The organism is Streptomyces sp. NPDC079020 (assembly GCF_044542225.1).
GTDB lineage: Bacteria > Actinomycetota > Actinomycetes > Streptomycetales > Streptomycetaceae > Streptomyces.
Map to the genome: position 1 here is coordinate 598,300 of NZ_JBITUB010000002.1, position 25,271 is coordinate 623,570.

Annotated in this window: 19 protein-coding genes; 6 read left to right on the forward strand and 13 right to left on the reverse strand. The window is 68.6% G+C overall.

The genetic code is table 11. The features are described 5' to 3' along the window. Positions 1 to 32: 32 nt before the first annotated feature. The 12 genes from ACIGJO_RS06620 to ACIGJO_RS06675 form a co-directional block, all read right to left on the reverse strand. Positions 33 to 1,283, reverse strand: a complete 1,251-nt coding sequence (locus tag ACIGJO_RS06620; protein ID WP_399952984.1) for an ABC transporter ATP-binding protein — start codon at positions 1,281 to 1,283, stop codon at positions 33 to 35. Further along, positions 1,273 to 2,250 carry an ABC transporter ATP-binding protein gene (locus tag ACIGJO_RS06625; protein ID WP_399952987.1) on the reverse strand — a complete coding sequence of 326 codons (978 nt, stop codon included), beginning with the start codon at positions 2,248 to 2,250 and terminating at the stop codon, positions 1,273 to 1,275. Before ACIGJO_RS06625 ends, ACIGJO_RS06620 begins: the two co-directional genes overlap by 11 nt. Before the next feature lie 13 nt (positions 2,251 to 2,263). Next, positions 2,264 to 3,241: an ABC transporter permease gene (locus ACIGJO_RS06630; protein WP_266923450.1), complete on the reverse strand. Its 978-nt coding sequence runs from the start codon at positions 3,239 to 3,241 to the stop codon at positions 2,264 to 2,266. Beyond that, entirely contained in the window at positions 3,234 to 4,157 is a 924-nt protein-coding gene (locus ACIGJO_RS06635) for an ABC transporter permease (RefSeq protein WP_266923448.1), read from the reverse strand. The genes ACIGJO_RS06630 and ACIGJO_RS06635 overlap by 8 nt, the downstream gene beginning before the upstream one ends. Before the next feature lie 108 nt (positions 4,158 to 4,265). Beyond that, complete coding sequence (locus ACIGJO_RS06640; RefSeq protein WP_399952992.1) at positions 4,266 to 5,897, reverse strand: ABC transporter substrate-binding protein; 1,632 nt, start codon at positions 5,895 to 5,897, stop codon at positions 4,266 to 4,268. Between the two features lie 153 nt (positions 5,898 to 6,050). Continuing rightward, positions 6,051 to 7,193: an ABC transporter ATP-binding protein gene (locus ACIGJO_RS06645; protein ID WP_399952995.1), complete on the reverse strand. Its 1,143-nt coding sequence runs from the start codon at positions 7,191 to 7,193 to the stop codon at positions 6,051 to 6,053. Continuing rightward, positions 7,186 to 8,244, reverse strand: coding sequence for an ABC transporter ATP-binding protein (locus ACIGJO_RS06650; protein WP_329946267.1), 1,059 nt, complete (start codon positions 8,242 to 8,244; stop codon positions 7,186 to 7,188). Before ACIGJO_RS06650 ends, ACIGJO_RS06645 begins: the two co-directional genes overlap by 8 nt. 11 nt (positions 8,245 to 8,255) lie before the next feature. Continuing rightward, positions 8,256 to 9,209, reverse strand: a complete 954-nt coding sequence (locus tag ACIGJO_RS06655; protein WP_399952999.1) for an ABC transporter permease — start codon at positions 9,207 to 9,209, stop codon at positions 8,256 to 8,258. Then, on the reverse strand, positions 9,202 to 10,131 hold the full coding sequence (locus tag ACIGJO_RS06660) for an ABC transporter permease (RefSeq protein ID WP_399953002.1): 930 nt from the start codon (positions 10,129 to 10,131) through the stop codon (positions 9,202 to 9,204). The genes ACIGJO_RS06655 and ACIGJO_RS06660 overlap by 8 nt, the downstream gene beginning before the upstream one ends. A 130-nt stretch (positions 10,132 to 10,261) precedes the next feature. Beyond that, positions 10,262 to 11,878, reverse strand: coding sequence for an ABC transporter substrate-binding protein (locus ACIGJO_RS06665; RefSeq protein ID WP_399953005.1), 1,617 nt, complete (start codon positions 11,876 to 11,878; stop codon positions 10,262 to 10,264). Between the two features lie 567 nt (positions 11,879 to 12,445). Then, complete coding sequence (gene typA, locus ACIGJO_RS06670; RefSeq protein ID WP_399953008.1) at positions 12,446 to 14,320, reverse strand: translational GTPase TypA; 1,875 nt, start codon at positions 14,318 to 14,320, stop codon at positions 12,446 to 12,448. Positions 14,321 to 14,667: 347 nt separating this feature from the next. Beyond that, positions 14,668 to 17,196 (reverse strand): ABC transporter family substrate-binding protein, encoded by a 2,529-nt coding sequence (locus tag ACIGJO_RS06675; protein WP_399953010.1) that lies wholly within the window; start codon positions 17,194 to 17,196, stop codon positions 14,668 to 14,670. A 287-nt stretch (positions 17,197 to 17,483) separates the two neighbouring features. On the opposite strand from ACIGJO_RS06675, the gene ACIGJO_RS06680 reads away from it, so the two are divergent. The 5 genes from ACIGJO_RS06680 (at position 17,484) to ACIGJO_RS06700 (ending at position 22,766) form a co-directional block, all read left to right on the forward strand. Continuing rightward, positions 17,484 to 17,720 carry a hypothetical protein gene (locus tag ACIGJO_RS06680; RefSeq protein WP_399953013.1) on the forward strand — a complete coding sequence of 79 codons (237 nt, stop codon included), beginning with the start codon at positions 17,484 to 17,486 and terminating at the stop codon, positions 17,718 to 17,720. A gap of 9 nt (positions 17,721 to 17,729) precedes the next feature. Next, entirely contained in the window at positions 17,730 to 18,608 is an 879-nt protein-coding gene (locus ACIGJO_RS06685; RefSeq protein WP_399953016.1) for a hypothetical protein, read from the forward strand. 73 nt (positions 18,609 to 18,681) lie between these two features. Continuing rightward, positions 18,682 to 20,598, forward strand: a complete 1,917-nt coding sequence (locus tag ACIGJO_RS06690) for a fumarate reductase/succinate dehydrogenase flavoprotein subunit (RefSeq protein ID WP_399953019.1) — start codon at positions 18,682 to 18,684, stop codon at positions 20,596 to 20,598. After that, positions 20,595 to 21,371: a succinate dehydrogenase/fumarate reductase iron-sulfur subunit gene (locus ACIGJO_RS06695; RefSeq protein ID WP_399953022.1), complete on the forward strand. Its 777-nt coding sequence runs from the start codon at positions 20,595 to 20,597 to the stop codon at positions 21,369 to 21,371. The genes ACIGJO_RS06690 and ACIGJO_RS06695 overlap by 4 nt, the downstream gene beginning before the upstream one ends. A gap of 324 nt (positions 21,372 to 21,695) precedes the next feature. Beyond that, on the forward strand, positions 21,696 to 22,766 hold the full coding sequence (locus ACIGJO_RS06700; protein WP_266923425.1) for a LacI family DNA-binding transcriptional regulator: 1,071 nt from the start codon (positions 21,696 to 21,698) through the stop codon (positions 22,764 to 22,766). A 33-nt stretch (positions 22,767 to 22,799) separates the two neighbouring features. On the opposite strand, the gene ACIGJO_RS06705 is transcribed toward ACIGJO_RS06700, so the two are convergent. Further along, on the reverse strand, positions 22,800 to 23,786 hold the full coding sequence (locus ACIGJO_RS06705) for an acetylxylan esterase (protein ID WP_399953026.1): 987 nt from the start codon (positions 23,784 to 23,786) through the stop codon (positions 22,800 to 22,802). Between the two features lie 235 nt (positions 23,787 to 24,021). Here ACIGJO_RS06705 and ACIGJO_RS06710 point away from each other — a divergent pair, with 235 nt between their 5' ends. After that, on the forward strand, positions 24,022 to 25,266 hold the full coding sequence (locus ACIGJO_RS06710) for a sugar ABC transporter substrate-binding protein (protein ID WP_266923421.1): 1,245 nt from the start codon (positions 24,022 to 24,024) through the stop codon (positions 25,264 to 25,266). The last annotated feature ends 5 nt before the right edge of the window (positions 25,267 to 25,271 follow it).

The following is a 25,271-nucleotide window of genomic DNA, read 5'->3' on the forward strand; positions in this document are numbered from 1 at the left end:
CAACGGACCGTTCCCGGAATTTCCGGGCGGCGTCACGGTCCTTTTTCCGGCTCCGGGCCGGAGGGGTCCGCTTCCTGCGGCGGCCGGCCTTTCCTGAGCGCCGTGCCGGGGGCCTCCACATCCGGGCCCGGAGTCCCGTCCTGGGTCTCCAGCTGCCCCTCCGGCGGCACCACCCGCTTCTCCTCCGCGAAGTGACAGGCCGAGTCGTGCTTCGCCGGACTGTCCACCAGCCGGAACACCGCCGGGACCGCCAGCAGCGGCACCTCCAGCTCGCAGCGCTCCTGGGCCTTCCAGCACCGGGTGCGGAAGCGGCAGCCGGACGGCGGGTGCGCGGGCGAGGGCACGTCGCCGTGCAGGATGATCCGCTCGCGGTACTCGCGGGCCATCGGGTCCGGCACCGGGACGGCCGAGAGCAGCGCCTGGGTGTAGGGGTGCGTGGGGTGTTCGTAGATCTGCTCGTCGGTGCCGATCTCGATGATCCGGCCCAGGTACATCACCCCGACCCGGTCGGAGATGTGCCGCACGATCGACAGGTCGTGGGCGATGAAGACGAAGCTGAGGTTGAACTCCGACTGGAGCCGGTCCAGCAGGTTGACCACCTGTGCCTGGACGGAGACGTCGAGCGCGGAGACCGGTTCGTCGGCCACGATGATCTCGGGGTTGAGCGCGAGGCCGCGGGCGATGCCGATGCGCTGGCGCTGACCGCCGGAGAACTGGTGCGGATAGCGGTTGATGTACTCCGGGTTGAGCCCGACGACATCCAGCAGGTCCTGGACCTTCCGGCGCCGGCTGCCCTTGGGGGCGACCTCGGGGTGGATCTCGTACGGCTCCCCGATGATGTCGCCGACCGTCATACGCGGGTTCAGCGAGGTGTACGGGTCCTGGAACACCATCTGGATGTTGCGGCGCACGGCCTTCAGCGCCCGGCCGGACAGCTTGGTGATGTCCTCACCCTTGTAGCGGATCGCGCCCGCCGTCGGCCGTTCCAGGTGGACCAGCATCCGGGCCACGGTCGACTTGCCGCAGCCGGACTCCCCCACGATGCCCAGGGTCTCGCCGGCCGCGAGGTCGAAGCTGACCCCGTCGACGGCCTTGACGGCCCCGATCTGCTTCTTGATCAGGATGCCCTGGGTCAGCGGGTAGTGCTTGACGAGGTCGCGGACCTCCAGGATCGGGTCGCCGTTCGCGTACGCCGTCCGCTCCCGCGCCTTGGACAGCAGGGTGGCGGCCACCTCGCCCTCCTCGCGTGCTTGCTTGCGTCCGCCGGAGTGGTCAGCGTGCATCGAGCGTCTCCTTCCAGAAGTGGCAGGCGCTCTGACGGTGCTCGGCCACGTCGTACAGCGGCGGCTCGTCGGTGCGGCACACGGCCTGGGCCATCGGGCAGCGGGGGTTGAAGGCACAGCCGGGCGGGATGTGCAGCAGGTTGGGCGGCAGGCCCTTGATCGCGTACAGCTCCCGGCCCTTCTGGTCCAGCCGCGGAATGGACCGGAGCAGGCCCTTGGTGTACGGGTGGGCGGGGGCCCGGTAGATCTCGTGGACCGGGGAGGTCTCGACGATCCGGCCCGCGTACATCACGGCGATCTTGTCCGCGACGTCGGCGACCACGCCGAGGTCGTGGGTGATCAGGATCAGACCCATGTTGAGCTCGCGCTGGAGCTCCGCGAGCAGATCCATCACCTGGGCCTGCACCGTCACATCGAGCGCGGTGGTGGGCTCGTCGGCGATGATCAGGGAGGGTTCCAGGGCCAGCGCCATGGCGATCATGATGCGCTGGCGCATCCCGCCGGAGAACTGGTGCGGATAGTTGCCGACCCGCTCCTTGGCGGCCGGGATACGGACCCGGTCCATCAGCTCGACGGCCTTGGCGCGGGCGTTCTTGCGGGACATCCCCCGGTGCACGACGAACATCTCGCCGAGCTGCTCGCCGACCGTCAGGACCGGGTTCAGCGAGGACAGCGCGTCCTGGAAGATCATGGCCATCTCCTGGCCGCGGACCTTGCGGCGCTCCTCCGGCTTGAGCTTCAGCAGATCGCGGTCCTTGAAGAGGATCTCGCCGCCGCTGATCTTCCCGGGCGGCATGTCGAGGATGCCCATGATCGCCTGGGCGGTGACCGACTTCCCGGAGCCGGACTCGCCCAGGACGGCGAGCGTCTCCCCCTCGGAGACCGAGTAGTTGACCCCGTTGACGGCCTTGGCCACGCCGTCGCGGGTGTGGAACTCCACGTGCAGATCGCGCACTTCCAGCAGCATGGCAACGGGCTCCTCAGCGCAGCTTGGGGTCGAGGGCGTCGCGCACCGCGTCGCCGAGCATGATGAACGCGAGCACGGTGACCGCCAGCGCTCCGGCGGGCCAGAGCAGCATGTGCGGGGCGTTGCGGATGTAGTTGGACGCGGCGGAGATGTCGATGCCCCAGGACACGGCGGGGTCCTTCAGGCCGACGCCCAGGTACGAGAGGGTCGCCTCCAGCGAGATGTACGTACCGAGCGCGATCGTCGCGACGACGATGACCGGCGCGATGGCGTTGGGGGTGATGTGGCGCAGCATCATCCGGGTGTTGGAGGCGCCCAGCGCGCGGGCGGCCTGGACGTAGTCGTTCTGCTTCGCGGTGATCACCGAGCCGCGGGCGATGCGGGCGATCTGGGGCCAGCCCAGCAGGACGATGAAGCCGACGACCGGCCAGACGGTGGAGCTGGTGACGACGGAGAGGAAGACGAGGCCGCCGAGGACCACCGGGATACCGAAGAAGACGTCGGTGATCCGGGAGAGGATCGCGTCCCAGAAGCCGCCGAAGAAGCCGGCCAGGCCGCCGAGCACGCTGCCCAGGATCGCGACGCCGAAGGTGGCGCAGACGCCGACGGTCACCGAGGTCCGGGTGCCGTAGACGACCCGGGTGTAGACGTCGCGGCCCTGCGGGTCGAAGCCGAAGGGGTGGCCCGGTTCGGAGCCCTTCTGCGCGTCGTCCAGGTTGGCCTGGAGCGGGTCGCCGCTCGCGATCAGCGACGGCCAGATGGAGATGATGACCAGGAAGAGGATGACCAGCCCGGAGATGATGAAGACCGGGTTGCGGCGAAGGTCCCGCCAGGCGTCGGACCATAGGCTGTGCGGTTTGCCGGACGGGCCCATCCCCTCGGGTCCGCCCGGTGTCTTCTCCAGGGTCACCCCCTCCTCCAGGGCGAGGTCCATCCCGGCGCCGGCTCCCGCCGGGGAGATCGCTCCGTCCGATGACAGCGGCTCAGGCATAGCGGATCCTCGGGTCGAGTACGGCGTACAGGAGGTCGACGATCAGGTTGGCCGCCAGGAAGACGAGGACGAGTACGGTGACGAACCCGACGACGGTCTGGGAGTTCTGGCGCAGGATGCCCTGGTAGAGCTGATAGCCGACGCCGTGGATGTTGAAGATCCGCTCGGTGACGATCGCCCCGCCCATCAGGGCGCCCACGTCCGTACCGATGAAGGTGACGACGGGGATCAGCGAGTTGCGCAGCAGGTGCCGGACGACCACGCGGCGCCGGGGCAGCCCCTTGGCGACGGCGGTGCGTACGTAGTCGGCGCGGGCGTTCTCGGCGATCGAGGTCCGGGTGAGCCGGGTGACGTAGGCCAGTGAGACCGAGGCGAGCACGAGTCCGGGGATGAGCAGCTCGTTGACGGGGGCCTCGGGCGACACGGAGGGCTTGATGATGCCCCATTCGACGCCGAGGAGGAGCTGGAGCAGCAGACCGGTGACGAAGGTCGGGATGGAGATGACGACCAGGGTGAGGATCAGCACGGTGGTGTCGATGGGCCGGCCCCGGCGCAGGCCGGTGACGACGCCGAGGCTGATGCCGATGACGATCTCGAAGACGATCGCGATGATGGTGAGCCGGATGGTGATGGGGAAGGCGGTGGCCATCAGCTCGGTGACCGGCTGCCCGTTGAACGCGGTGCCGAAGTCGCCGGTGAAGACGTTGCCCATATAGGTCAGGTATTGCTGCCAGACCGGCTTGTCGAGGCCGAACTCCGCCTCCAGTTGCGCAGCGGTGGCCGGGTCGCACTGGCGGTCGCCGCAGAGGCCCGCGATGGGGTCGCCCATCACGTTCACCATGAGGAAGATCAACAGCGTGGTGCCGAAGAAGACGGGGATCATCTGCAGCAGCCGCCGGATCACATAACGTCCCATGAGGGGCTCCGGGGGTCGGGGCGAACATGCGGGGGAAGGGGACCGTGGCGTGCCCCGGGCCGGGTGGCGGGGGCGCTCGGGACGCCCCCGCCACCCGGTGTCAGGGGGTCACTTGACCTTGATCTCTTCGTAGACCGGGACGCTGAAGGAGTTCAGCGCGACGTTCGAGACCCGGTCCGAGTAGCCGGCGCTGCCGTTCTGGTACCAGAGCGGGATGACGGGCATCTGCTGGACGAGGATCTTCTCCGCGTCCTGGAAGGTGGAGACTGCCTTGGCCTTGTCGGACTCGGCGTTCGCCTGGTTGACCAGGTCGTCGAACTTCTGGTCGCTCCACTTGCCGTCGTTGGACGGGGCGTTGGTGTAGTAGACCGGCTGCAGGAAGTTCTGGATCAGCGGGTAGTCCATCTGCCAGCCCGCGCGCCAGGCGCCGGACAGCTTCTGCTGGGAGACCTGGCTGCGGAAGTCGGCGAAGGTGCCGACCGGGCCGCCGACGCAGGCCTTGTTGTTGCCCAGGACGTTGTTGATGCTGTTGCAGACGGCGTCGACCCATTCCTTGTGGGAGCCGGTGTCCGCGTTGTAGGAGATCTTGAGCTGGCCCCCGGGGATGCCGCCGCCCTCCTCGATCAGCTTCTTGGCCTCGGTCTTGTTGTACGTGCACTCCTTGCCGCACAGCCCCTCCTTGAAGCCGCCGTCCGCGCCGAGGACCGGGGAGGTCCAGTCGGAGGCGGGGGTGCGGGTCTTCTGGAAGATCTGGTCGGTGATCTGCTCCCGGTTGATCGCCATCGACAGGCCCTGGCGGACCTTGGCCCCGTCCGGGGTGTCCCAGGCCTTCTCGTAGAAGGGGAAGGCGAGGGTCTGGATGATGCCGGCCGGGGTGTTGATGTAGCGGTCGCCGAGGTCCGCCTTGACGTTCTTGAGCTGGGAGGCGGGCACGTCGTCGACGAGGTCGAGGTTGCCGGCCGTCAGGTCGGTGTAGGCGGTGTTGTTGTCGGTGTAGACCTTGAGGTCGATGCCGCCGTTCTGCGCCTTGTCGTCACCGGGGTACTTGTCCCACTTGCGCAGGTTCATCGACGAGCCCTTGGCGTACTTGTCGATGGTGTACGGGCCGTTGCCCACCGGCTTGGAGAGCCAGGCGCTGTGGTCCGTGAAGAACTGCTGGGGCAGCGGGGCGAACGCCGGGTAGCCGAGGGTGTCGGGCCACAGCGAGAACTTCTGGCTGAGCTTGGCCGTGAAGGTCTTGTCGTCGACGATCTTGAGCCCGGCGAGGCTGGCCGCGCTGGCGGTGCCGCTGTCGGGGTGCACCTTGTCGTAGCCGTCGATGTACTGGAAGAAGTAGGCGTTCTTCTGGTTGTTCTTCAGCGCGGCGCCGTAGTTCCAGGCGTCGACGAAGGACTTGGAGGTGATCTTCTCGCCGTTGGAGAACGTCCAGCCGTCCTTCAGCGTGATCGTGAAGTTCTGCGAGTCGGTCGTCTCGATCTTCTCGGCGAGCATGTCGGTGGCCTCGCCGGTCTTCGGGTCGTACCTCTTGAGACCCCGGAAGACCATGTCGAGGACCTTGCCGCCCTGCACCTCGTTGGTGTTCGCGGGCTCCAGCGGATTCTGCGGATCACCCCAGGAGGAGCTCACGATCCCGTCGGCGCCACCACCGCCACCGTTACTGTCCCCGCCGCCGCAGGCCGTCGCTGTCAGGGCGACAGCCACCGCACATGCGGCCCACCTGGCCTGTGTGGCTCCGCGCATGAAGTGCCTCCTAGAGTCCATTGAGTAGCTCAATGCCCTATATCACCCCATTTGACGGTCTATCGCATTTTCGCTTACCCCGTACGGGCACACACGAAGGCGCCCGGCCCCCCAAGGGGGACCGGGCGCCTTTCGGTCACGTACGCCGGAGGGTCACGCCGCGTGCACGACGTCCCGCTCCTCGGCGAAGTGGCACGCGGACTCGTGCGCGGCCGGGGTGGTCGAGGACGTGAAGCGCTCGGGGACGGCCAGCAGGGGCATCTCCGTGGCGCACTTGTCCTCCGCCTTCCAGCAGCGGGTACGGAACCGGCAGCCGGACGGCGGGTTCGCCGGGGACGGAACGTCACCGCTCAGGATGATCCGCTCGCGGCCTTCGCGCGCCGACGGGTCCGGCACCGGGACGGCCGACAGCAGCGCCTGGGTGTAGGGGTGCGTCGGGTGGTCGTAGATCTCGGTGTCCGTACCGATCTCGGCCATCTTGCCGAGGTACATGACGCCGACCCGGTCGGAGATGTGCCGCACGATCGACAGGTCGTGCGCGATGAAGAGGTAGGACAGGTTGAACTCGTCCTGGAGCTTCTCCATCAGGTTGATGACCTGGGCCTGCACCGACACGTCGAGCGCGGAGACCGGCTCGTCGCAGATGATGATCTCCGGGTTGAGCGCGAGGCCGCGGGCGATGCCGATGCGCTGGCGCTGACCGCCGGAGAACTGGTGCGGGTACCGGTTGATGTACTCCGGGTTGAGCCCGACGACGTCCAGCAGCTCCTGCACCCGGCGGCGGCGGTCACCCTTCGGGGCCACCTCGGGGTGGATCTCGAAGGTCTCCCCGATGATGTCGCCGACCGTCATACGCGGGTTCAGCGAGGTGTACGGGTCCTGGAACACCATCTGGATGTTGCGGCGCACGGCCTTCAGCGCACGGCCGGACAGCTTGGTGATGTCCTGGCCCTTGTAGAAGACCTCACCGGCGGTGGCGCGCTCCAGCGTCATCAGGAGCTTGGCGACCGTGGACTTGCCACAGCCGGACTCGCCCACGATGCCCAGGGTCTCGCCCGCGTAGAGATCGAAGGAGATCCCGTCGACGGCCTTGACCGCGCCGACCTGCTTCTTGAAGAGGATGCCCTGGGTCAGCGGGAAGTGCTTGACCAGGTTGCGCACCTGGAGGATCGGCTCCCCCTGGGAGACCGGCGCGTCGATGGCGGCGACCGCCTCCGCCTCGGTCGCGGCGTGCACGGTCTCGACGTCGGAGACGTTCGGGGTGGCGTCCACGGGCTCCTTCTTGAGCTCAGCCATGGATCGTCTCCTTCCAGAAGTGGCACGCGCTGCCGCGGCCGTCCAGCTCGGTGCCGTCCTGCTCGGTCACCGGGAGCAGCGCCGGGGTGTCCGTACGGCAGATGTCCTGCGCCTTCGGGCACCGCGGGCTGAACGCGCAGCCGGAGGGGATGCGCGTGAGGTTGGGCGGCAGGCCCTTGATCGCGTAGAGCTCCTGGCCCTTCTGGTCCAGGCGCGGGATCGAGTCCAGCAGACCCTTGGTGTACGGGTGGGCCGGGCGGCTGTACAGCTCGCCGACCGGTGCCGTCTCCACGATCCGGCCCGCGTACATCACGGCGATCTTGTCCGCGACGTCGGCGACCACGCCGAGGTCGTGGGTGATCAGGATCAGACCCATGTTGTACTCGCGCTGGAGCTCCGCGAGCAGATCCATCACCTGGGCCTGCACCGTCACGTCGAGCGCGGTGGTCGGCTCGTCGGCGATGATCAGGTCCGGCTCCAGGGCCAGCGCCATGGCGATCATGATGCGCTGGCGCATCCCGCCGGAGAACTGGTGCGGGTAGTCGGAGATACGGGCCGCGGCGGCCGGGATCTTGACCTGGTCCATCAGCGCGATGGCCTTGGCCTTGGCGGCCTTCTTGGACAGGCCCTGGTGGACCCGGAACATCTCGCCGAGCTGGTAGCCGACGGTCAGGACCGGGTTCAGCGAGGAGAGCGCGTCCTGGAAGATCATCGCGATCTTCCGGCCGCGGATCTTCCGGCGCTCCTCGTTGGACATCTTGAGCATGTCCTGGCCGCGGAAGAGGATCTCACCCTGGGTGATCTTCCCGGGCGGCATGTCGAGGATGCCCATGATGGTCTGCGCGGTCACGGACTTGCCGGAACCGGACTCGCCGAGCACCGCGAGCGTCTCGCCGGCGCTGACGGTGTAGTTCACACCGTTGACCGCCTTGGCCACACCGTCGCGGGTGTGGAACTCCACGTGCAGATCGCGGACGTCCAGCAGTGGACCGTCGCCCTTGACGGAATCCCGCGGCTCGGGGACGTGTGCCGTCTTGTCGATGATAGTCACGAACGCCTCCCTCAGCGCATCTTGGGGTCGAGGGCGTTGCGGACCGCATCGCCGAACATCAGGAAGGACAGCACCGTGACCGAGACCATCACCGAGGGGATGACCAGGACGTACGGAGCATTGCGGAGCTGGTCCTTCGCGGAGGACACATCGATGCCCCACGAGACCGTCGGCTCGGCGAGGCCGATACCGAGGAACGACAGGGTGGCCTCGGCGGCGATGTAGCCGCCGAGCGCGATGGTGGCGACCACGATCACCGGAGCGATGGCGTTCGGCAGGATGTGCCGCGTCAGGATCCGGGTGGTGGAGGCGCCGAGCGCCTTGGCCGCGACCACGTAGTCGGCCTGCTTGATCGTGATGACCGAGCCTCGGGCGACTCGGGCGATCTGCGTCCAGCCGAGGAAGGCCATCGACAGGATCACGACCCAGACCGAGCGCTCCTCGAAGCTGGTCAGGATGACCATGGCGCCGACGATGAACGGGACACCGAAGAAGACGTCGGTGACGCGGGAGAGGATCGTGTCGATCCAGCCGCCGAAGTAACCGGCGATCATGCCGACCACCAGGCCGGTGACGGTGACCGCGATGGTCACGACCACGCCGACGGTGATGGAGGCCCGGGCCCCGTACACGACACGCGCGTAGATCGAGCGGCCCTGAACGTCGTAACCGAGCCAGTCGGGGGCGAAGAAGTTGCCCCACTTCGGGTGCTGGAGGTAGTGCTCGGCCAGGTTGGCGTCCCGCGGCGAGGCACTGGTGAACAGGCCCGGGAAGATCGCCATGACGGCGAGCAGCAGGATCAGCACCATCGAGATGATGAAGAGCGGGTTGCGGCGCAGGTCGTGCCAGGCGTCGGACCAGAGGCTGCGCGGCTTGCCGGGAGCGGGCCCGGAGTCCGTCACGGCGGGCGCTTCCACGCCGGTGGCCGGAGCGTCGGTGCTCTTGAGTGCGGTGGTGTCAGGCATACCGGATCCTCGGGTCCAGGACCGCGTAGAGCAGGTCGACGAGCAGGCTGCAGACGAGGTAGACGATGACGAGCAGCGTCACGACGCCGACGACGGTGGCGCCCTCACGCTTGCCGAGCGCCTCGAAGACGAGCGATCCGACGCCCTTGATGTTGAAGATGCCCTCGGTCACGATCGCGCCGCCCATCAGCGCACCGATGTCGGTGCCGAGGAAGGTGACGACCGGGATGAGCGAGTTGCGCATCAGGTGCACACCGATGACGCGGCGGCGCGGCAGGCCCTTGGCGACGGCCGTGCGCATGTAGTCGGCGCGGATGTTCTCGGCGACCGAGGTACGCGTCAGACGGGCGACGTAGGCGAGGGAGAGCGATGCCAGCACGATGGCGGGCATGATCAGCTCGGACGGCGTCGGGTCAATGCTCACGTTCGGGTTGGCGATGCCCAGCTTGAACGCGACGAAGTACTGGACGAGGAAGCCCAGCACGAAGGACGGCATGGAGATCAGCACGAGCGTCAGGCCGAGCAGACCGCGGTCCCGGAGGGAGTCGGCCTTCAGCCCGGCGATGATGCCGAGGGAGATGCCCGCGACGACCGTGAAGACGAACGCGAAGAGCGCCAGCTGGATCGTGATCGGGTAGGCGTCGGCGATGACTTCGGAGACCGGACGCTGCGTTCCGATCTGCGTGCCGAGATCGCCCTGGAACAGATTGCCCAGGTAGTTCAAATACTGCTGCCAGATCGGCTTGTCGAGCCCGTACTCCGCCTTCAGCGCAGCGATCTGAGAGGGATCGACATGCTGTTCACCGGCCAGCGCTCTGACGGGGTCGCCGGGCAGTGCGTACATCATCAGGAAGACCAGCAGGGTCGACCCGAGGAAGACCGGGATCATCTGGAGCAGTCGTCGTGCGACATAGCGCCCCATGGGTGCCTCCGTGTGGGGATAACTGCGGCTCGGGGGCCGCCTCTTCGCAGAGACGACCCCCGAGCCTCCGGCACCGCTGAGGGGCAGCTGTACCGGATAACGGCCAAGTGGGGAATGACCCGCCGGCGTACTACTTGGTGGTGACGCCGGTCAGTTCGAGGTCACCGTGGAAGTCGACCTTGACGTTGTCGACGTTCTTGCCGTGGCCGCCGTTGATGGCGTAGTACCAGAGCGGAATGGCCGGCATCTTCTCGACGAGCTTCTTCTCGACCTCCTGGTAGGCGGCGACCGAGGCCTCGAGCGAGTCGGCCTTGTCCCCCTTCGCCATCAGGTCGTCGATTTCCTTGTCGTTGAAGCGGCCGTTGTTGGACTCCGCCTTGGAGTGGTAGAGCTCCTTGAGGAAGTTCACGTTGACCGGGTAGTCGGCCACCCAGCCACCGCGGTAGAAGCCCTTGACCTCGTCGTTGTCACGAGCCTCGAGGTCGGTCGGGAAGTCGGGCTTGGCGTCGCCCACGCAGTCGACCCCGGTGGCGTTGCGGATGGACTCGCAGACAGCGGTCACCCACTCCTTGTGCCCACCGTCGGCGTTGTACTGGACGGAGATCTTGTTCTCAGGGACGCCACCGCCGTCCTTGATGAGCTGCTTCGCCTTGGTCGGGTTGAACTTCAGGATGTCCGACTCGAGGGTCTGGTTGCCCTTGACCTGCGGAGGCGTGAAGCTCGTCGCCGGGGTGCGGGTGCCGTTCAGGACGGTCTTCGTGATCGTGTCACGGTCGATCGCCATGGACAGACCCTGGAGAACCTTGGGGTTGATGTCCTTGAACGTCTTGGAGTAGAACGCCGGGGTCAGCGTCTGGATCGCGGCGTACGGCTGCTCGATCGCGCCGTCACCGAGGTCCGTCTTGTACTTCGGGAGGTCCTTCGGACCGACCTGGCGGATCATGTCCAGGTTGCCGGAGATGACGTCCTGGTAGGCGGCCTCGACGGTCGAGTAGTTCTTGAACTGGATGCCCTTGTTGGCAGCCTTGTTCGGACCCTGGTACCCATCGAAGGCCTTGACCTGGATGAGCTTCTTGTGGGTCCACTTCTCGAACGAGTACGGGCCGTTACCGATCGGCTTCTGGCCGAACGCCTTCGGGTCGTCGTAGAAGACCTTGGGCAGCGGCGCGAAGGTCGCGTAGCCGAGCTTGTAGTTGAAGTAGGGGACCTTCTCCGACAGCTCGATCGTGAACGTGGTGTCGTCCACGGCCTTCAGGCCGGACATCGCCTCGGCCTTCGGGTCACCCTTCTCGGGGTGGACGTCCGCGTAGCCCTTGATGTCCGAGAACCAGAACGCGTTCTGCTGGGCGTTCTTGACGTTGGCGTACCAGTTCCACGCGTCGATGTACGACTGCGAGGTGACGGCCTCACCGTTGTGGAACTTCCAGCCCTTCTTGAGCTTCACGGTCCACGTCTTGGAGTCCTTGGTCTCGACGGACTCGGCGTTCGTGAGAACGATGTCGCCCTTGTCGTCGAAGTCCAGCAGCTGCGTGAACAGCGACTGGATGACGTAGGAGCCGTTGCTCTCGTTCGTGTCGGCCGGCATCAGAGGCTTCTGCGGCTCGCCGACGTCGATCGAGACGTACCCGGCGGGCTGTCCCGACGTGTTCTTCTTGCCTTCGTCACTGTCGCCGCCGCCACAGGCAGTCGCGGCCAGGGCGATGATTGCCGCTCCCGCGACCCACTTGGCGCTCTTGGCACCGCGCATGGGTTTCCTCCTCATGAGTCCACTTTTGACTACAAGAGGGGCACTGGAGAGATTCACCGACACCCCTGACGGTGATCGTTCAGTGCCCCGAGTGTGCTCGTGAGTCGGCACTCCCCACAGTGCGTGACCCATTGACCCGAGCTCAATGGAGCCAACTATTGGGTACGGCCGGGCTGTAAACCACACTTAAAGGGTCTCGGTTTGACAACATCAGACCACCGCGTGTGCCCGAAATCCGGACAAAGTGATCCCAGACAGACACGCCCGAAACGGACTGTTAACACATGTTCCGGAGAGCGACGCCCGATATCCGGACAGCACGGTCAGGAAATATGGTTGACGAAAGGTCCGGCCCCCCACAGTCTCTGCGGGAGGCCGGACCTTCTGTCAACGCCCGTGCCGAATGTTCGGCCGCGCGACCCGGGCGGAGCCGGGCCGCGCCGGAAAATCTCCACATGCGGAACGCCCGCTCCGGTCACCCGGGGCGGGCGCGGCCCGCTCGTGGCGCGGTCAGCCGCTCGTGGCGCGGTCAGCCGTTCTTGACGTGCTCAGCCGCTCTTGACGCGGTCAGGCGTTCTTGGCGCGCGAGGCCGTGCGGCCGCGCTGCTTCGCGTCCAGGACGACCTTGCGGATACGCACGGTCTCCGGGGTGACCTCGATGCACTCGTCGTCGCGGCAGAACTCCAGGGACTGCTCCAGCGACAGCTTGCGGGCCGGGACCACGTTCTCCGTGGTGTCCGCGGACGCCGCACGCATGTTGGTGAGCTTCTTCTCCTTGGTGATGTTCACGTCCATGTCGTCGGCGCGCGAGTTCTCGCCGATGATCATGCCCTCGTAGACCTCGGTGCCGGCCTCGGTGAAGATGACACCGCGCTCCTGGAGGTTGACCATCGCGAACGGCGTCACCGTGCCCGAACGGTCCGCGACCAGCGAGCCGTTGTGACGGGTGCGCAGCTCTCCGAACCACGGCTCGTGGCCCTCGAAGATGGAGTGCGCGATACCCGTGCCGCGGGTCTGGGTGAGGAACTCCGTACGGAAGCCGATGAGGCCGCGGGACGGGACGATCCACTCCATGCGGACCCAGCCCGAACCGTGGTTCGTCATGGTCTCCATGCGGCCCTTGCGGGTCGCCATCAGCTGCGTGATGGCGCCGAGGTGCTCCTCCGGCGAGTCGATCGTCATGCGCTCGATCGGCTCGTGGGTCTTGCCGTCGATCTGCTTGGTGACGACCTCCGGCTTGCCGACCGTCAGCTCGAAGCCCTCACGGCGCATCTGCTCGACGAGGATCGCCAGCGCGAGCTCACCGCGGCCCTGGACCTCCCAGGCGTCCGGGCGCTCGGTGTCCAGGACGCGGAGCGAGACGTTACCGACCAGCTCGCGGTCGAGGCGGTCCTTGATCTGGCGGGCCGTGACCTTGTGGCCCTTGCCGCCCTTGCCGACCAGCGGCGAGGTGTTCGCGCCGATGGTCATCGAGATGGCCGGCTCGTCGACCGTGATCAGCGGCAGCGCGATCGGGTTCTCGGTGTCGGCCAGGGTCTCGCCGATCATGATGTCCGGGATACCGGCGATGGCGCAGATGTCGCCCGGACCGGCCATCTCGGCCGGCTTGCGGGTGAGCGCCTCCGTCATCAGCAGTTCGGTGATGCGGACGTTGGACATCGTGCCGTCGCGCTTGATCCAGGTGACCGTCTGGCCCTTGCGCAGCTCGCCCTGCTCGACGCGGCAGAGCGCGATACGGCCGAGGAAGTTGTCGGCGTCCAGGTTGGTGACGTGGGCCTGCAGCGGTGCTTCCGCGTCGTACTCCGGGGCCGGGACCGTGGAGAGGATCGTGGAGAAGAACGGCTCCAGGCTGTCGCTGTCCGGCGGGACCGTGCCGTCCTCCGGCTTGGTCAGCGAGGCGACCCCGTCACGGGCGCAGGCGTAGACGATCGGGAACTCGATCTGGTCCTCGTCGGCGTCCAGGTCCAGGAAGAGGTCGTACGTCTCATCGATGACCTCGGCGATCCGGGAGTCCGGACGGTCGGTCTTGTTGATGCAGAGGATGACCGGCAGCTTGGCGGTCAGCGCCTTGCGCAGCACGAACCGGGTCTGCGGGAGCGGGCCCTCGGAGGCGTCGACGAGCAGCACGACCGCGTCCACCATCGACAGACCGCGCTCGACCTCGCCGCCGAAGTCGGCGTGGCCGGGGGTGTCGATGATGTTGATCGTGATCGGGTCCCCGCCGTCCTTGGGGTGATACTTCACCGCCGTGTTCTTGGCGAGGATCGTGATGCCCTTTTCACGCTCCAGGTCGTTCGAGTCCATCATGCGATCGTCGAGGTGCTCGGCGGCGTGCGCGGCGAACGCGCCGGCCTGCTTGAGCATGGCGTCGACCAGCGTGGTCTTGCCGTGGTCGACGTGGGCGACGATGGCTACGTTACGGATGTCGTGGCGCGTGGGCATGGGTGGCTTGCGCTTCTCTCGGATCGTGGGATCAGGCGTCTCAGTCGGTCTCGAGTCCTCGTACGCCCGCCGGGCGGACACGCCACGGCTCGTCCAATGGTACGGGCCCGGCACGACGCGGGCTTCCCGGCCCGTTCCCCGAGGCCGCTCTTCCACGGAGTTTCAGCCGATATTCAGCCCGTATCAGGTCACTGGCCGACTGCTCGGCAATCGGGTGAAAAGGGTGGATCAGGGGGTGTGGGGGGAGGTGAACAGCCCGGGTCGGGACGAACACCACCTTGCCCGCCGGGCAATCGGCGGGCAAGGGAATTGAGCGGCTCCTGAGCTTTGAGTGCGGCCTTGACCTGCTACTTCTTACGGCTCGCGGGGGCACCCGCCGCTTGCGGCTTCCTGAAACCGATGTCCTGGTAACGGGGTGCGGCGAAGCCGAAGGCGCCGATGTTCGCGAGCTTCTTGTCGACCGCCACGAGCTGCGGGCGCTGATAGAGCGGAATGGATCCGGCGGCGGCCCAGATCCGTGCGTCCGCCTGCCTCATCAGGTCCCTGGCGGCGTCCTCGTCGAGCTCGGAGACCGCCTGGTCGAAGAGCTGGTCGATGTGGTCGGTGCCGACCCGGGTGTAGTTCTGCTCGACGAGCAGCGATCCGTCGGTGGCCGGCTCGGGCTTGGCGTAGATCGGGCGCCCGTCGGTCGCCGGGTAGGCGGTGGCGGGCCAGGAGTACAGCGCCAGGTCGTAGTCGCCGGAGGCGATGTGATCCTTGAAATAGCTGTCGTCGGGGACCTTGGTGATCTCCGTGCCGATGCCGATCGAGTCCAGCATCGCCGCGATCTTCTCGCCGACGCTGCGCAGCGGCTGGGAGCCGGGCCCCGACGGGAGGACGAAGCGCAGCGTCAGCGCCTTGCCCTCCTTGCCGAGCGGTCCCCGCACCGAGGCGGGAGCCGGTGCGGCGGTGCCCGCAGGGGCGTACGCGCCGGCGGCGCCGCCCGGCCGCTTGTCCTGGGCGCTGACCTTGGGGGGCCTCTCCTCGGCGGCACCGTCGGCCCTGGCCTCCGTACGGGACGCGGGCCGTGCGTCCGTGAGGGCTCCGGCCTGGCGCAGGAGGGCGGCGCTCTGGGCGGCCGCGGCGGGGGCGGGGGCGAGGATGTGGACGGCGGCGCCCGGCCGGGAGCCGCTCGCGTCGCCCGGACCGTCGCCGGGCCCGTCGCCCGGCTTGTTGTCCTCGCCGACGATGTAGGTGCCCTCGTCGGAGGCGGACTCGTCCTTCTTGCCCGCGTCCCCCTTCTCCCTGTCCGCGGCCTTCTCCGCGGCCTTCCCAGCGGCCTTCTCCGCTGCCGTGTCCTCCGTCTTGCCCTCCGTCCTGTCGGCCGCCTTGCCCTCCGTGCTGTCCTCGGCCTTCTTCCCGGCCTCGGGCTTCTCCCCGGCCGCCCCTTCCTTCTCCGCCGCCCCTCCCTTCTCCCTCTCCTTCTCCTTCTCCGCCTCGCTGCCCGCCTTGGTGTCCTTGGGCTTCTGGGCCGCGCCGCCCCGGGTCCAGCCCGCGTCGGCCAGCAGCGCCTGGGCCTCCTTGGTGTTCTGGTCGCCGAGTGCGCCGCTGCCGTCCTTGTACCCGGGCTGTCCGGCGAGGGCCAGGTGACTGCCGGGCGGGTTCGCCGGGAGTCCGAGCGGCGCCAGTACGGTGTCGGCCAGCTCCTGGCGGTCCAGGGCGCGGGCCACCGCCCGGCGCACCCGGTCGTCCGCGAGCGGCCCGGTCTCGCCGTTCAGCGCGAGCTGGGTGTAGGCGGGCTCCAGGGATTTGCGGATGGCATAGCCGCGCAGGGCCTTCTGCTCGGCCCCGTACGCCGCCGCGGCCACCCTGTTCCGCTCCCGGACGGTCTGGGCGGCCTCCGCCTCCTCCTCGTCCGAGCCGTGCGCCAGGGCCCAGGAGCGCAGGGCTTCGGCGGGCGTCATGCCGGACCCGGGGCCGTGCGCGGGCGGCTGCCCGGCCGCGCCCCCGTCCCTGGCGGCCAGGGCGATACGGTGCGCCGCCGCCGGGTCGACGTCGGCGATGTCGAGAGTGCCGGCGGCGAGGGCCTTGGCGCGTTCCTCGGGCTTGACGGCACGCAGGACGAGCGTTTCGAGCTTCGCCTCGTCGCCCCACCAGCGCGGGTCGCGCGCGAGGGTGACGGTCCCCTCCTCCTTGCTCGCACTGCGCAGCCGGAAGGGTCCCGCCGAGGTCTTGAGCGCGGTGCGGGCGCCGTCGTTGAAGGTGTCCGGGGAACCGGTCACCTCCTTCGGGTACAGCGGCGAGAACAGCGCGCGCCAGTCCGCGTACGGCTTGGAGAAGGTGACCCGGACCTGGAGGTCGTCGGCGCCGCGCTCGATCTTCTCGATCCGGTCGTAGCCCGCGTTGCGGGCGGTCCAGAACGCCGAGTCCTTGCCGCTCAGCGCACGCCACTGGGCGACGAAGTCGGGCGCCCCGATCTCCCGGCCGTTGCTCCACACGGCCTGCTGGTTCAGCTTGTAGAGCACGACCTGCTTGGGCTCGCGCCCGATGACCTTCGCCGACTCCAGATAGTCCGGGTTGAGCCGGGGCCTGCCGGTCACGTCCAGCGGGAAGAGGGAGGGCAGCACCGCCCCCGTGATGCGGGTGGTGGTGCTGTCGGCATCCGCCTGGAAGGCGTTGAAGGTGGCGGGCATCGCGTCGACCGCCCAGTTCACCGAGGAGCCGTCGGTGACCAGGTCACGGGCGGCCGGGGCGATGTCCTGCGGGAAGGGCCGCGCGGTGTCCCGGGTGCCCGAGCTGCATCCGGCCAGCACCGGGATCGTGAGCACACCGGTCGTGAGGAGGGCGAGAGAGCGGCGCTTTCGGACTGTCCCGCGCGGGACGCCGACGTGGGACATGGCTGATACCTCCGGGGCCGGCCCGGACCACCCCGTACCGGAATGGACCGGATTGTGCGTTTTGGTGGCATTTGCAGTTGATCACACTGGTTTCGCGCTTCCACTGAAGGCGCCCCCGCGCGGGAGGCGGCGCAGACACGGCGCACGGCCCCCGCAACCTCACCCGAGCGGAGGAACGTTCCACCAAGACCGGACGCCCCCGCTCCCTTCACAAAGGCGATGTGACGCGCGACACTCGCAACCGCATGAGCATTGCCACCCGCCCACCGCGGAAGTGAGGGCAAGTCATGTCCCTGCACAAGGAATTGACGGCTGTTCAGCAATGCCTGGACGACCTGGTCCGCACCGTCGGACAGCTGGAGCGGAGTCTCGCGCGACTGCGCGAGGCCGATGCCGCTGACGGCGCCGGAGCGCCGGACCACCGCCCCGGCATGGTCACCATCAACGACGCGCCGTACGACGCCACCCTGTGGACGGACTCGGACGACGAGGGTCTGGGCGTCCGCGGCAGGCACGCCCCCTAGGAGAGCCCCTTGGCCACCGGTACGGAATCAGGCACGGATTCGGATACGGAACCAGGCACAGGACCGGGCACGGGACCGAAAGCGGGACCGGGCACGGGGCGGGGCGTCAGGCACCCCTCGCGCGCCGCCATCCCCGCCCGCCATCTGCGGACCGACCGCTGGTGGCTGGCGCCCGCGGGGACCGCCGCGGGACTCCTGGCCTTCATCGTGTACTCGACGTGGCGGGCCTTCGCCAACGCCGACTACTACGCCGCCCCCTATGTGTCGCCGTTCTACTCGCCGTGCCTGGCGGAGAACTGCGCCCCCATGCGGTCGGGACCCAACTGGGAGATCCTCGGCAGCTGGTGGGGCCTCTCCCCCGCCCTGCTGATCCTGATCTTCCCCCTGGGCTTCCGGCTGACCTGCTACTACTACCGCAAGGCCTACTACCGGGGCTTCTGGGCGTCGCCCCCGGCCTGCGCGGTCGCCGAGCCGCACGCCTCGTACAGCGGCGAGACCCGCTTCCCGCTCGTCATGCAGAACATGCACCGGTACTTCTTCTACGCCGCGGTGCCGGTCGCCGGAATCCTGACGTACGACACCGTGCTGACCTTCCGCGACGAGCACTACGCGTGGGGGCACATGGGGCTCGGCTCGCTGATCTTCCTGGTCAACATCGCGCTGATCTGGGCGTACACCCTCTCCTGCCACTCGTGCCGGCACATCATCGGCGGCCGGCTGCGGCACTTCTCCCGGCACCCCGTGCGCTACCGGCTGTGGGGGTGGGCCGGAAAGCTGAACGCCCGGCACATGCAGCTCGCCTGGGCCTCCCTGATCAGCGTGGCGGTCGCCGACTTCTACGTCTGGCTCGTCGCGTCCGGGGCCTTCGACGACCCGAGATTCTTCTAGTGCCCCGCCCGGCGGGGCGTGCCGTGACCGCACTGATGACCGTGAGCTTCCTCCAGACCGTGAGGTTCTTCCTGTGACTCAGCTCGAACGACAGCAGTGGGACGTCGTCGTGGTCGGCGCCGGGGGCGCCGGACTGCGCGCCGCCATCGAGGCGCGGGAGCGCGGCGCGCGCACCGCGGTCATCTGCAAGTCGCTGTTCGGCAAGGCCCACACCGTCATGGCGGAGGGCGGGATCGCCGCCTCCATGGGCAATGTGAACTCCGGCGACAACTGGCAGGTCCACTTCCGCGACACGATGCGCGGCGGCAAGTTCCTCAACCAGTGGCGGATGGCCGAGCTGCACGCCAAGGAGGCGCCCGACCGGGTCTGGGAACTGGAGACCTGGGGCGCCCTCTTCGACCGTACGCCGGACGGGAGGATCTCCCAGCGCAACTTCGGCGGCCACGAGTACCCCCGGCTCGCGCACGTCGGGGACCGTACCGGCCTCGAACTGATCCGTACGCTCCAGCAGAAGATCGTCGCGCTCCAGCAGGAGGACTTCCGCGAGACGGGCGACTACGAGGCCCGGCTGAAGGTCTTCCAGGAGTGCACGGTCACCCGGATCCTCAAGGACGGCGAACGGGTCTCCGGCACCTTCTGCTACGAACGGGAGTCCGGCCGCTTCTTCGTCCTCGAAGCGCCCGCGGTCGTCCTCGCGACCGGCGGCATCGGCAAGTCCTTCAAGGTCACGTCGAACTCCTGGGAGTACACGGGCGACGGCCACGCGCTCGCCCTGCTGGCGGGCGCTCCCCTGCTGAACATGGAGTTCGTGCAGTTCCACCCGACCGGTATGGTCTGGCCGCCCTCGGTCAAGGGCATCCTGGTCACCGAATCGGTGCGGGGCGACGGCGGAGTGCTGCGCAACTCCGAGGGCAAGCGGTTCATGTTCGACTACGTCCCCGATGTGTTCAAGGAGAAGTACGCGCGGTCGGAGGCCGAGGGCGACCGCTGGTACGAGGACCCGGACCACAACCGCCGCCCGCCCGAACTGCTGCCGCGCGACGAGGTCGCCCGCGCCATCAACTCCGAGGTCAAGGCGGGCCGCGGCTCGCCGCACGGCGGGGTGTTCCTGGATGTGTCGACCCGGATGCCCGCGGAGACGATCCGGCGCCGGCTGCCGTCGATGTACCACCAGTTCAAGGAGCTGGCCGATGTCGACATCACGGCGGAGGCGATGGAGGTCGGACCGACCTGCCACTACGTGATGGGCGGCATCGCCGTCGAGTCCGACACCGCCGCCGCCCTCGCCGTGCCCGGACTGTACGCGGCGGGCGAGGTCGCGGGCGGTATGCACGGCTCCAACCGGCTCGGCGGGAACTCCCTCTCCGACCTGCTGGTCTTCGGCCGGCGGGCGGGCCTGCACGCCGCCGCCCACGCGGCGGGGCCCGCGGGGCGCCCCGCGGTGGACGAGGAACAGATCGACGCGGCGGCGGCGGAGGCGCTGCGCCCCTTCGGCGCGGAGGCCTCCGCGGCCCCCGGGGAGCCCGCGGAGAACCCGTACACCCTCCACCAGGAACTCCAGCAGACGATGAACGACCTGGTCGGCATCATCCGCCGCGAGGCCGAGATGACCGAGGCCCTGGAGCGGCTGGCCGGGCTGCGGGCACGCGCCCGGCGGGCCGGGGTCGAGGGCCACCGGCAGTTCAACCCGGGCTGGCACCTCTCCCTGGACCTGCGCAACATGCTGCTGGTCAGCGAGTGCGTCGCGCGGGCGGCACTGGAGCGCACCGAGAGCCGGGGCGGTCACACCCGCGAGGACCGCCCCACGATGGAGCGCTCCTGGCGCCCGGTGAATCTGCTGTGCCGGCTCGCGGGTGGGGCGGCCGAGCCGCTGGGCGGACGCATCGAGCTCGTACGGAGAACGACCGAACCCATCCGTCCGGACCTGCTCTCCCTGTTCGAGAAGGAGGAGCTGGTCAAGTACCTCGCCGAGGAGGAGCTGAACGAATGAGCGGCTACGAGGGCCGGTTCCGGGTATGGCGCGGCGACACCGGCGGCGGCGGTCTGGCGGACTACACGGTCGAGGTGAACGACGGCGAGGTGGTCCTCGACATCATCCACCGCATCCAGGCCACCCAGGCGGGCGACCTCGCCGTGCGCTGGAACTGCAAGGCGGGCAAATGCGGTTCGTGCAGCGCGGAGATCAACGGGCGCCCGCGGCTGCTGTGCATGACCCGGATGTCGGTGTTCAGCCGGGAGGAAGTGATCACCGTCACCCCGCTGCGGGCCTTCCCGGTCGTCCGTGACCTGGTGACGGACGTGGGCTTCAACTACGCGAAGGCCCGCGAGGTGCCCGCCTTCGTGCCGCCGGAGGGGGTGAAGGCGGGTGACTACCGGATGCAACAGGTCGATGTGGAGCGCTCGCAGGAGTTCCGCAAGTGCATCGAGTGCTTCCTGTGCCAGGACACCTGTCATGTGGTGCGCGACCACGAGGAGAACAAGGAGGCCTTCGCCGGGCCGCGCTTCCTGATGCGGGTCGCCGAGCTGGACATGCACCCCCTGGACGCCGCCGCCGAGGCGGGCCTGGACCGCAGGGCCATGGCGCAGGAGGAGCACGGCCTCGGCCACTGCAACATCACCAAGTGCTGTACGGAGGTGTGCCCCGAGCACATCAGGATCACCGACAACGCGCTGATCCCCCTGAAGGAGCGGGTGGTGGACCGCGCGTACGACCCGCTGGTGTGGCTGGGCAGCAGGATCGGGAGGCGCCGGAACGGGAGCTGACCGGGCTGCCGGCCCCGGCGCGGCCCGGGGCTGTCCCGTCATCCCTTTCCGGCCAGGGATCGCGGGGCAGCCTTTGGCCTCGAAGTCATGGAACTCGAACTGGCGGACGGCGGAGGACCGGCCCCTGCGTGCGTCCCTTGGCCTGAACCAGTGCACACCGGATCGATGGGTCTTGCCCGTGCGACAGCGCACGATCTAGGGTGAATGCGCTTTCAAAAGCCAGGGTGAACAGCATCACCCCGGACAAGCCAGCACAAACCCAGCACACGCAGCAGCACACGCTCAGGCGCGTCGCTACGGAAGCAGAAGCGGACGGTCGGTCGAGTGAGCGCCCCCACGGTGTACGACGTCGCCGAGCGATCGGGCGTCTCCATTGCCACGGTCTCGCGGGTCTACCGGAATCCGGATTCCGTACGCCTCCAGACCCGCGAAAGGGTCCTGGACGCGGCCCGCGAGCTCGGCTACGTACCGAGCGGGAGCGCCCGGGGGCTGGCCAGCCGCACCACGGGCATCCTCGGTCTGTGTTTTCCCGACTACGCGGACCCGGACGCCGAATCCGCGGCGGCGATGAACGACGCCGACGACGACCAGGCCGTCATGCTCTACTCCGACCAGATCATCCGGGGCATGGAGCGGGCGTCCCGGCGGCACGGTTACGCGCTCCTGATCGCGGCTTCGCTGGACGGCGGGCCCGAGAGCCTGGTCGCGAAGGTCGCGGGACGGGTCGACGGCTTCGCCGTGCTGGCGCAGACCGTACCGACCGAGGACCTGGAAGTGATATCGCGCCGGCTGCCCGTGGTGATGCTCGCCGGGCCGCGCGAGATCGACCACCTGGACCACATCGTGGTCGCCAACGCCGACGGGGAGCGCGAGCTGGCCCGCCATCTCGTCGAGGACCACGGACTGCGCAGGCTCGCGTTCATCGGCGGCGAGGTGCGCTCGCCGGACGCCGACGCGCGCTTCCACGGCTTCCGGGAGGCCTGCCGGGAGGCCGGGCTGCCGGTGCCGGACGAGCCGGATCTGCGCGCCGGGATGATGACGCAGGCCGAGGGCGCCCGGACCGCCGAGGCGCTGCTGGACCGGGCGGACGCGTCGGGCCTGCCCCGCCCGGAGGCGATGCTGTTCGCCAATGACCAGATGGCGGTGGGGGCGCTCCAGGCGCTGGAGCGGCGCGGGGTGCGGGTGCCGCGGGACATCGCCGTGACCGGCTTCGACGGGATTCCGCTCAGCCGGATGGTCCGCCCGCCGCTGACGACCGTGCGGCAGCCGATACGGCAGCTCGGCGAGCAGGCCGTGGAGCTGCTGGTGCAGCGCCTAGCCGACCGCGACCGCCCTCCGGTGTCCCTGGAGCTCCCGGTGTCCATGGCCCGCCGCGCCAGCTGCGGCTGCGGCTGACCCACCGCCCGGCCGGCCGCCCCGCCCGGCCGCCTACTTCCCCAGCCACTCCGCGAAGAAGCGCCGCCGGTTCGCGTGCAGCTCCGCCGTCTCCGCGGCCTGCCCGTCGTGCACGAAATGCCCCGCGCTCAGTACCTGGAGCTCACGCACCCCGCCGAGCGCGTTGTATACGGCGAACTGCCCCGGCGGCGGGACCGAGGGGTCGAAGAGCGCGGCGGCCACGAGGGTCGGCCGTTCCACCCGCGCCGCGGCCGTCGCCGCGTCGAAGTACCGCAGCACATCGGTGACTTCGGGGTGCTCCCGGTAGTACGCGCGTACCGATTCCCCGCTTCCGGTGCACGGCAGCGTGAGCCGCAGCGGATGGTTGCCGAACGTCGGCACGGTGAGCTGCGCGGCACCGAAGCGGTCGTCCCACGGCAGCGCGAGGGCCCCGAGCCCGCCCCCGAAGCTCTCCCCCAGACAGCCGAGGCGCGGCGCGTCCCCCTCCGCCAGTTCCGGTACGAGTTCGCCGAGGGCCGAGGCGGCGCACCAGAGGTCGGCCACACAGTCGCCGATGACGTACGTCTCGCGGGATTCGATGCCGTGCAGGACGTGCTCGGAGGACACCTCCGGGATTCCCTCCCACCGCCCTCGGCCGCCCTGTCCCCGTACGCACGGCAGGATCGCGGCGGAGTGGGGCAGGGGCAGCGGCACATCGGGGCCGGGCTCCTGACGGCCGCCGTAGCCGTGCCCGATGACGAAGCCGTGCCGGGCGGGGCCCTCGACGGGCAGGGCGAGCCAGCCGCCCAGCCGCACCCCTCCCACGGAGGTGTACGTCACACCGTGGATGCGGACGCCGTCGCGCTCCTCCTCGACGGGCCCGAGCTCCGGCTCCGTGGCGACCGCGCGGGCCGCCGCGTACCGGGCCCTCCAGAACGCCTCGAAGTCGTCCGGGGCCTCGGGAGCGGGTATGCGCAGGAGTTCGTCGAGCGTGCGCCCGTAAGCCGGATCGAAGGGGAAGTCATGTACGTACGTAGACATGATCGCGACAGTAGACCGGCCCCTCGGGCACGTCCACAAACAAGCGGAATCGGTCACATCAGCTGTTTTTCCGCAAACCGTACGTTTACCGTTCAGTGGCCGGACATCCAGGTGTCGAGCACGTTGCGCGAGTGTGACCTAGCACCCTCTTGCGGATTCCCGAATGTCTGGCGCAGAGTGATGTATGCGCTTACAGGCAGCGCATACATTCGGATTGCTCAAGGAGGAGCCCTCCATGTCCCGCACCGCCAGAACCGCCTCCGTCAGCATCGCTGTCGCGCTCGCCTTCGGCATCACCGCTTGCGGCAGCTCCGGCGGCGACGACGTCGCCGCGGACAAGAAGCAGACGCTCACCGTCTGGGCCATGGGGGCCGAGGGCGAGAAGCTCGCCGATGTGGCCAAGGTCTACGAGAAGGCCAACCCGAACATCACCGTGAAGGTGACCCCGGTGGGCTGGGACGTCGCCCACCAGAAGCTGGTCTCCGCGGCCGCCGCCGGCACCATGCCGGACGTGGCGCAGATGGGCGGCAGCTACATGGGCGAGTTCGCCGAGCTCGGTGTCCTGGAGCCGGTCGACACCAAGGTCTTCGACAAGAAGGACTTCTTCGAGTCGGGCTGGAACCAGGGCGAGGTGGACGGCACCGCCTACGGCGTGCCGTGGTACGTCGACACCCGTGTCCTCTACTACCGCACCGACCTGGCCGAGAAGGCGGGCATCGACAAGGCTCCGACCAACTGGAAGGAGATGCAGGACCTCGCGACCGCGTACCAGAAGAAGACCGGTACCAAGTGGGGCCTGTCCATCCAGCCGAGCGGCCTGGACACGGTGCAGAACTTCTACTCCTTCCTGTACTCGGCGGGCGGCGAGATCGTCAATGACAAGGGCGAGGCCGTCATCGACAGCCCCGAGGCCGTCAAGGCGCTGAAGGAGTACGGCTCGTACTTCGACAAGGGCCTCTCCAACAAGTCCGTGCAGCCCGGCTACGACGTCGTGAAGGACTTCGGCAACGGCCGCGTCCCGATGTTCTTCGGCGGCCCCTGGCACGTGACCCTCCTGAACGAGGGCCAGCCCCAGCTCAAGGGCAAGTGGACCGTGGCCAACGTCCCGGCGGACAAGTCCTCGGTCTCCATGGCCGGCGGCTCCTCCCTGGTGATCTCCAAGGACAGCGAGCACAAGGCCGCCGCCACGGAGTTCATCAAGTACCTGACCGACACCAAGGGCCAGGCCGACTGGTACGAGCGCACCAAGGACCTCCCGGCCAACACCTCGGCCTGGACCTCCGGCTCGCTCGCCGACGACGCCAACCTCCAGGTCTTCAAGAAGCAGATGGACACCGCCAAGTCCTCGCCGTCCATGGCCAAGTGGACGGAGATCACCGACAAGGTCGACCAGGCCATCGCGAAGGTGACGCAGGGCAAGGCTTCCGCCGAGGACGCGCTGAAGACGGCGCAGTCCCAGATCGAAGGCCTCGTGAAGTAGGAGCC

Coding starts and splice junctions, on each gene's coding strand:
- ACIGJO_RS06635 (WP_266923448.1), bottom strand. CDS start 4,157: ATGGGACGTTATGTGATCCGGCGGCTGCTGCAGATGATCCCCGTCTTC.
- ACIGJO_RS06705 (WP_399953026.1), bottom strand. CDS start 23,786: ATGTCTACGTACGTACATGACTTCCCCTTCGATCCGGCTTACGGGCGC.
- ACIGJO_RS06675 (WP_399953010.1), bottom strand. CDS start 17,196: ATGTCCCACGTCGGCGTCCCGCGCGGGACAGTCCGAAAGCGCCGCTCT.
- ACIGJO_RS06655 (WP_399952999.1), bottom strand. CDS start 9,209: ATGCCTGACACCACCGCACTCAAGAGCACCGACGCTCCGGCCACCGGC.
- ACIGJO_RS06710 (WP_266923421.1), top strand. CDS start 24,022: ATGTCCCGCACCGCCAGAACCGCCTCCGTCAGCATCGCTGTCGCGCTC.
- ACIGJO_RS06660 (WP_399953002.1), bottom strand. CDS start 10,131: ATGGGGCGCTATGTCGCACGACGACTGCTCCAGATGATCCCGGTCTTC.
- ACIGJO_RS06625 (WP_399952987.1), bottom strand. CDS start 2,250: ATGCTGCTGGAAGTGCGCGATCTGCACGTGGAGTTCCACACCCGCGAC.
- ACIGJO_RS06665 (WP_399953005.1), bottom strand. CDS start 11,878: ATGCGCGGTGCCAAGAGCGCCAAGTGGGTCGCGGGAGCGGCAATCATC.
- ACIGJO_RS06695 (WP_399953022.1), top strand. CDS start 20,595: ATGAGCGGCTACGAGGGCCGGTTCCGGGTATGGCGCGGCGACACCGGC.
- ACIGJO_RS06640 (WP_399952992.1), bottom strand. CDS start 5,897: ATGCGCGGAGCCACACAGGCCAGGTGGGCCGCATGTGCGGTGGCTGTC.
- ACIGJO_RS06680 (WP_399953013.1), top strand. CDS start 17,484: ATGTCCCTGCACAAGGAATTGACGGCTGTTCAGCAATGCCTGGACGAC.
- ACIGJO_RS06630 (WP_266923450.1), bottom strand. CDS start 3,241: ATGCCTGAGCCGCTGTCATCGGACGGAGCGATCTCCCCGGCGGGAGCC.
- ACIGJO_RS06645 (WP_399952995.1), bottom strand. CDS start 7,193: ATGGCTGAGCTCAAGAAGGAGCCCGTGGACGCCACCCCGAACGTCTCC.
- ACIGJO_RS06620 (WP_399952984.1), bottom strand. CDS start 1,283: ATGCACGCTGACCACTCCGGCGGACGCAAGCAAGCACGCGAGGAGGGC.
- typA (WP_399953008.1), bottom strand. CDS start 14,320: ATGCCCACGCGCCACGACATCCGTAACGTAGCCATCGTCGCCCACGTC.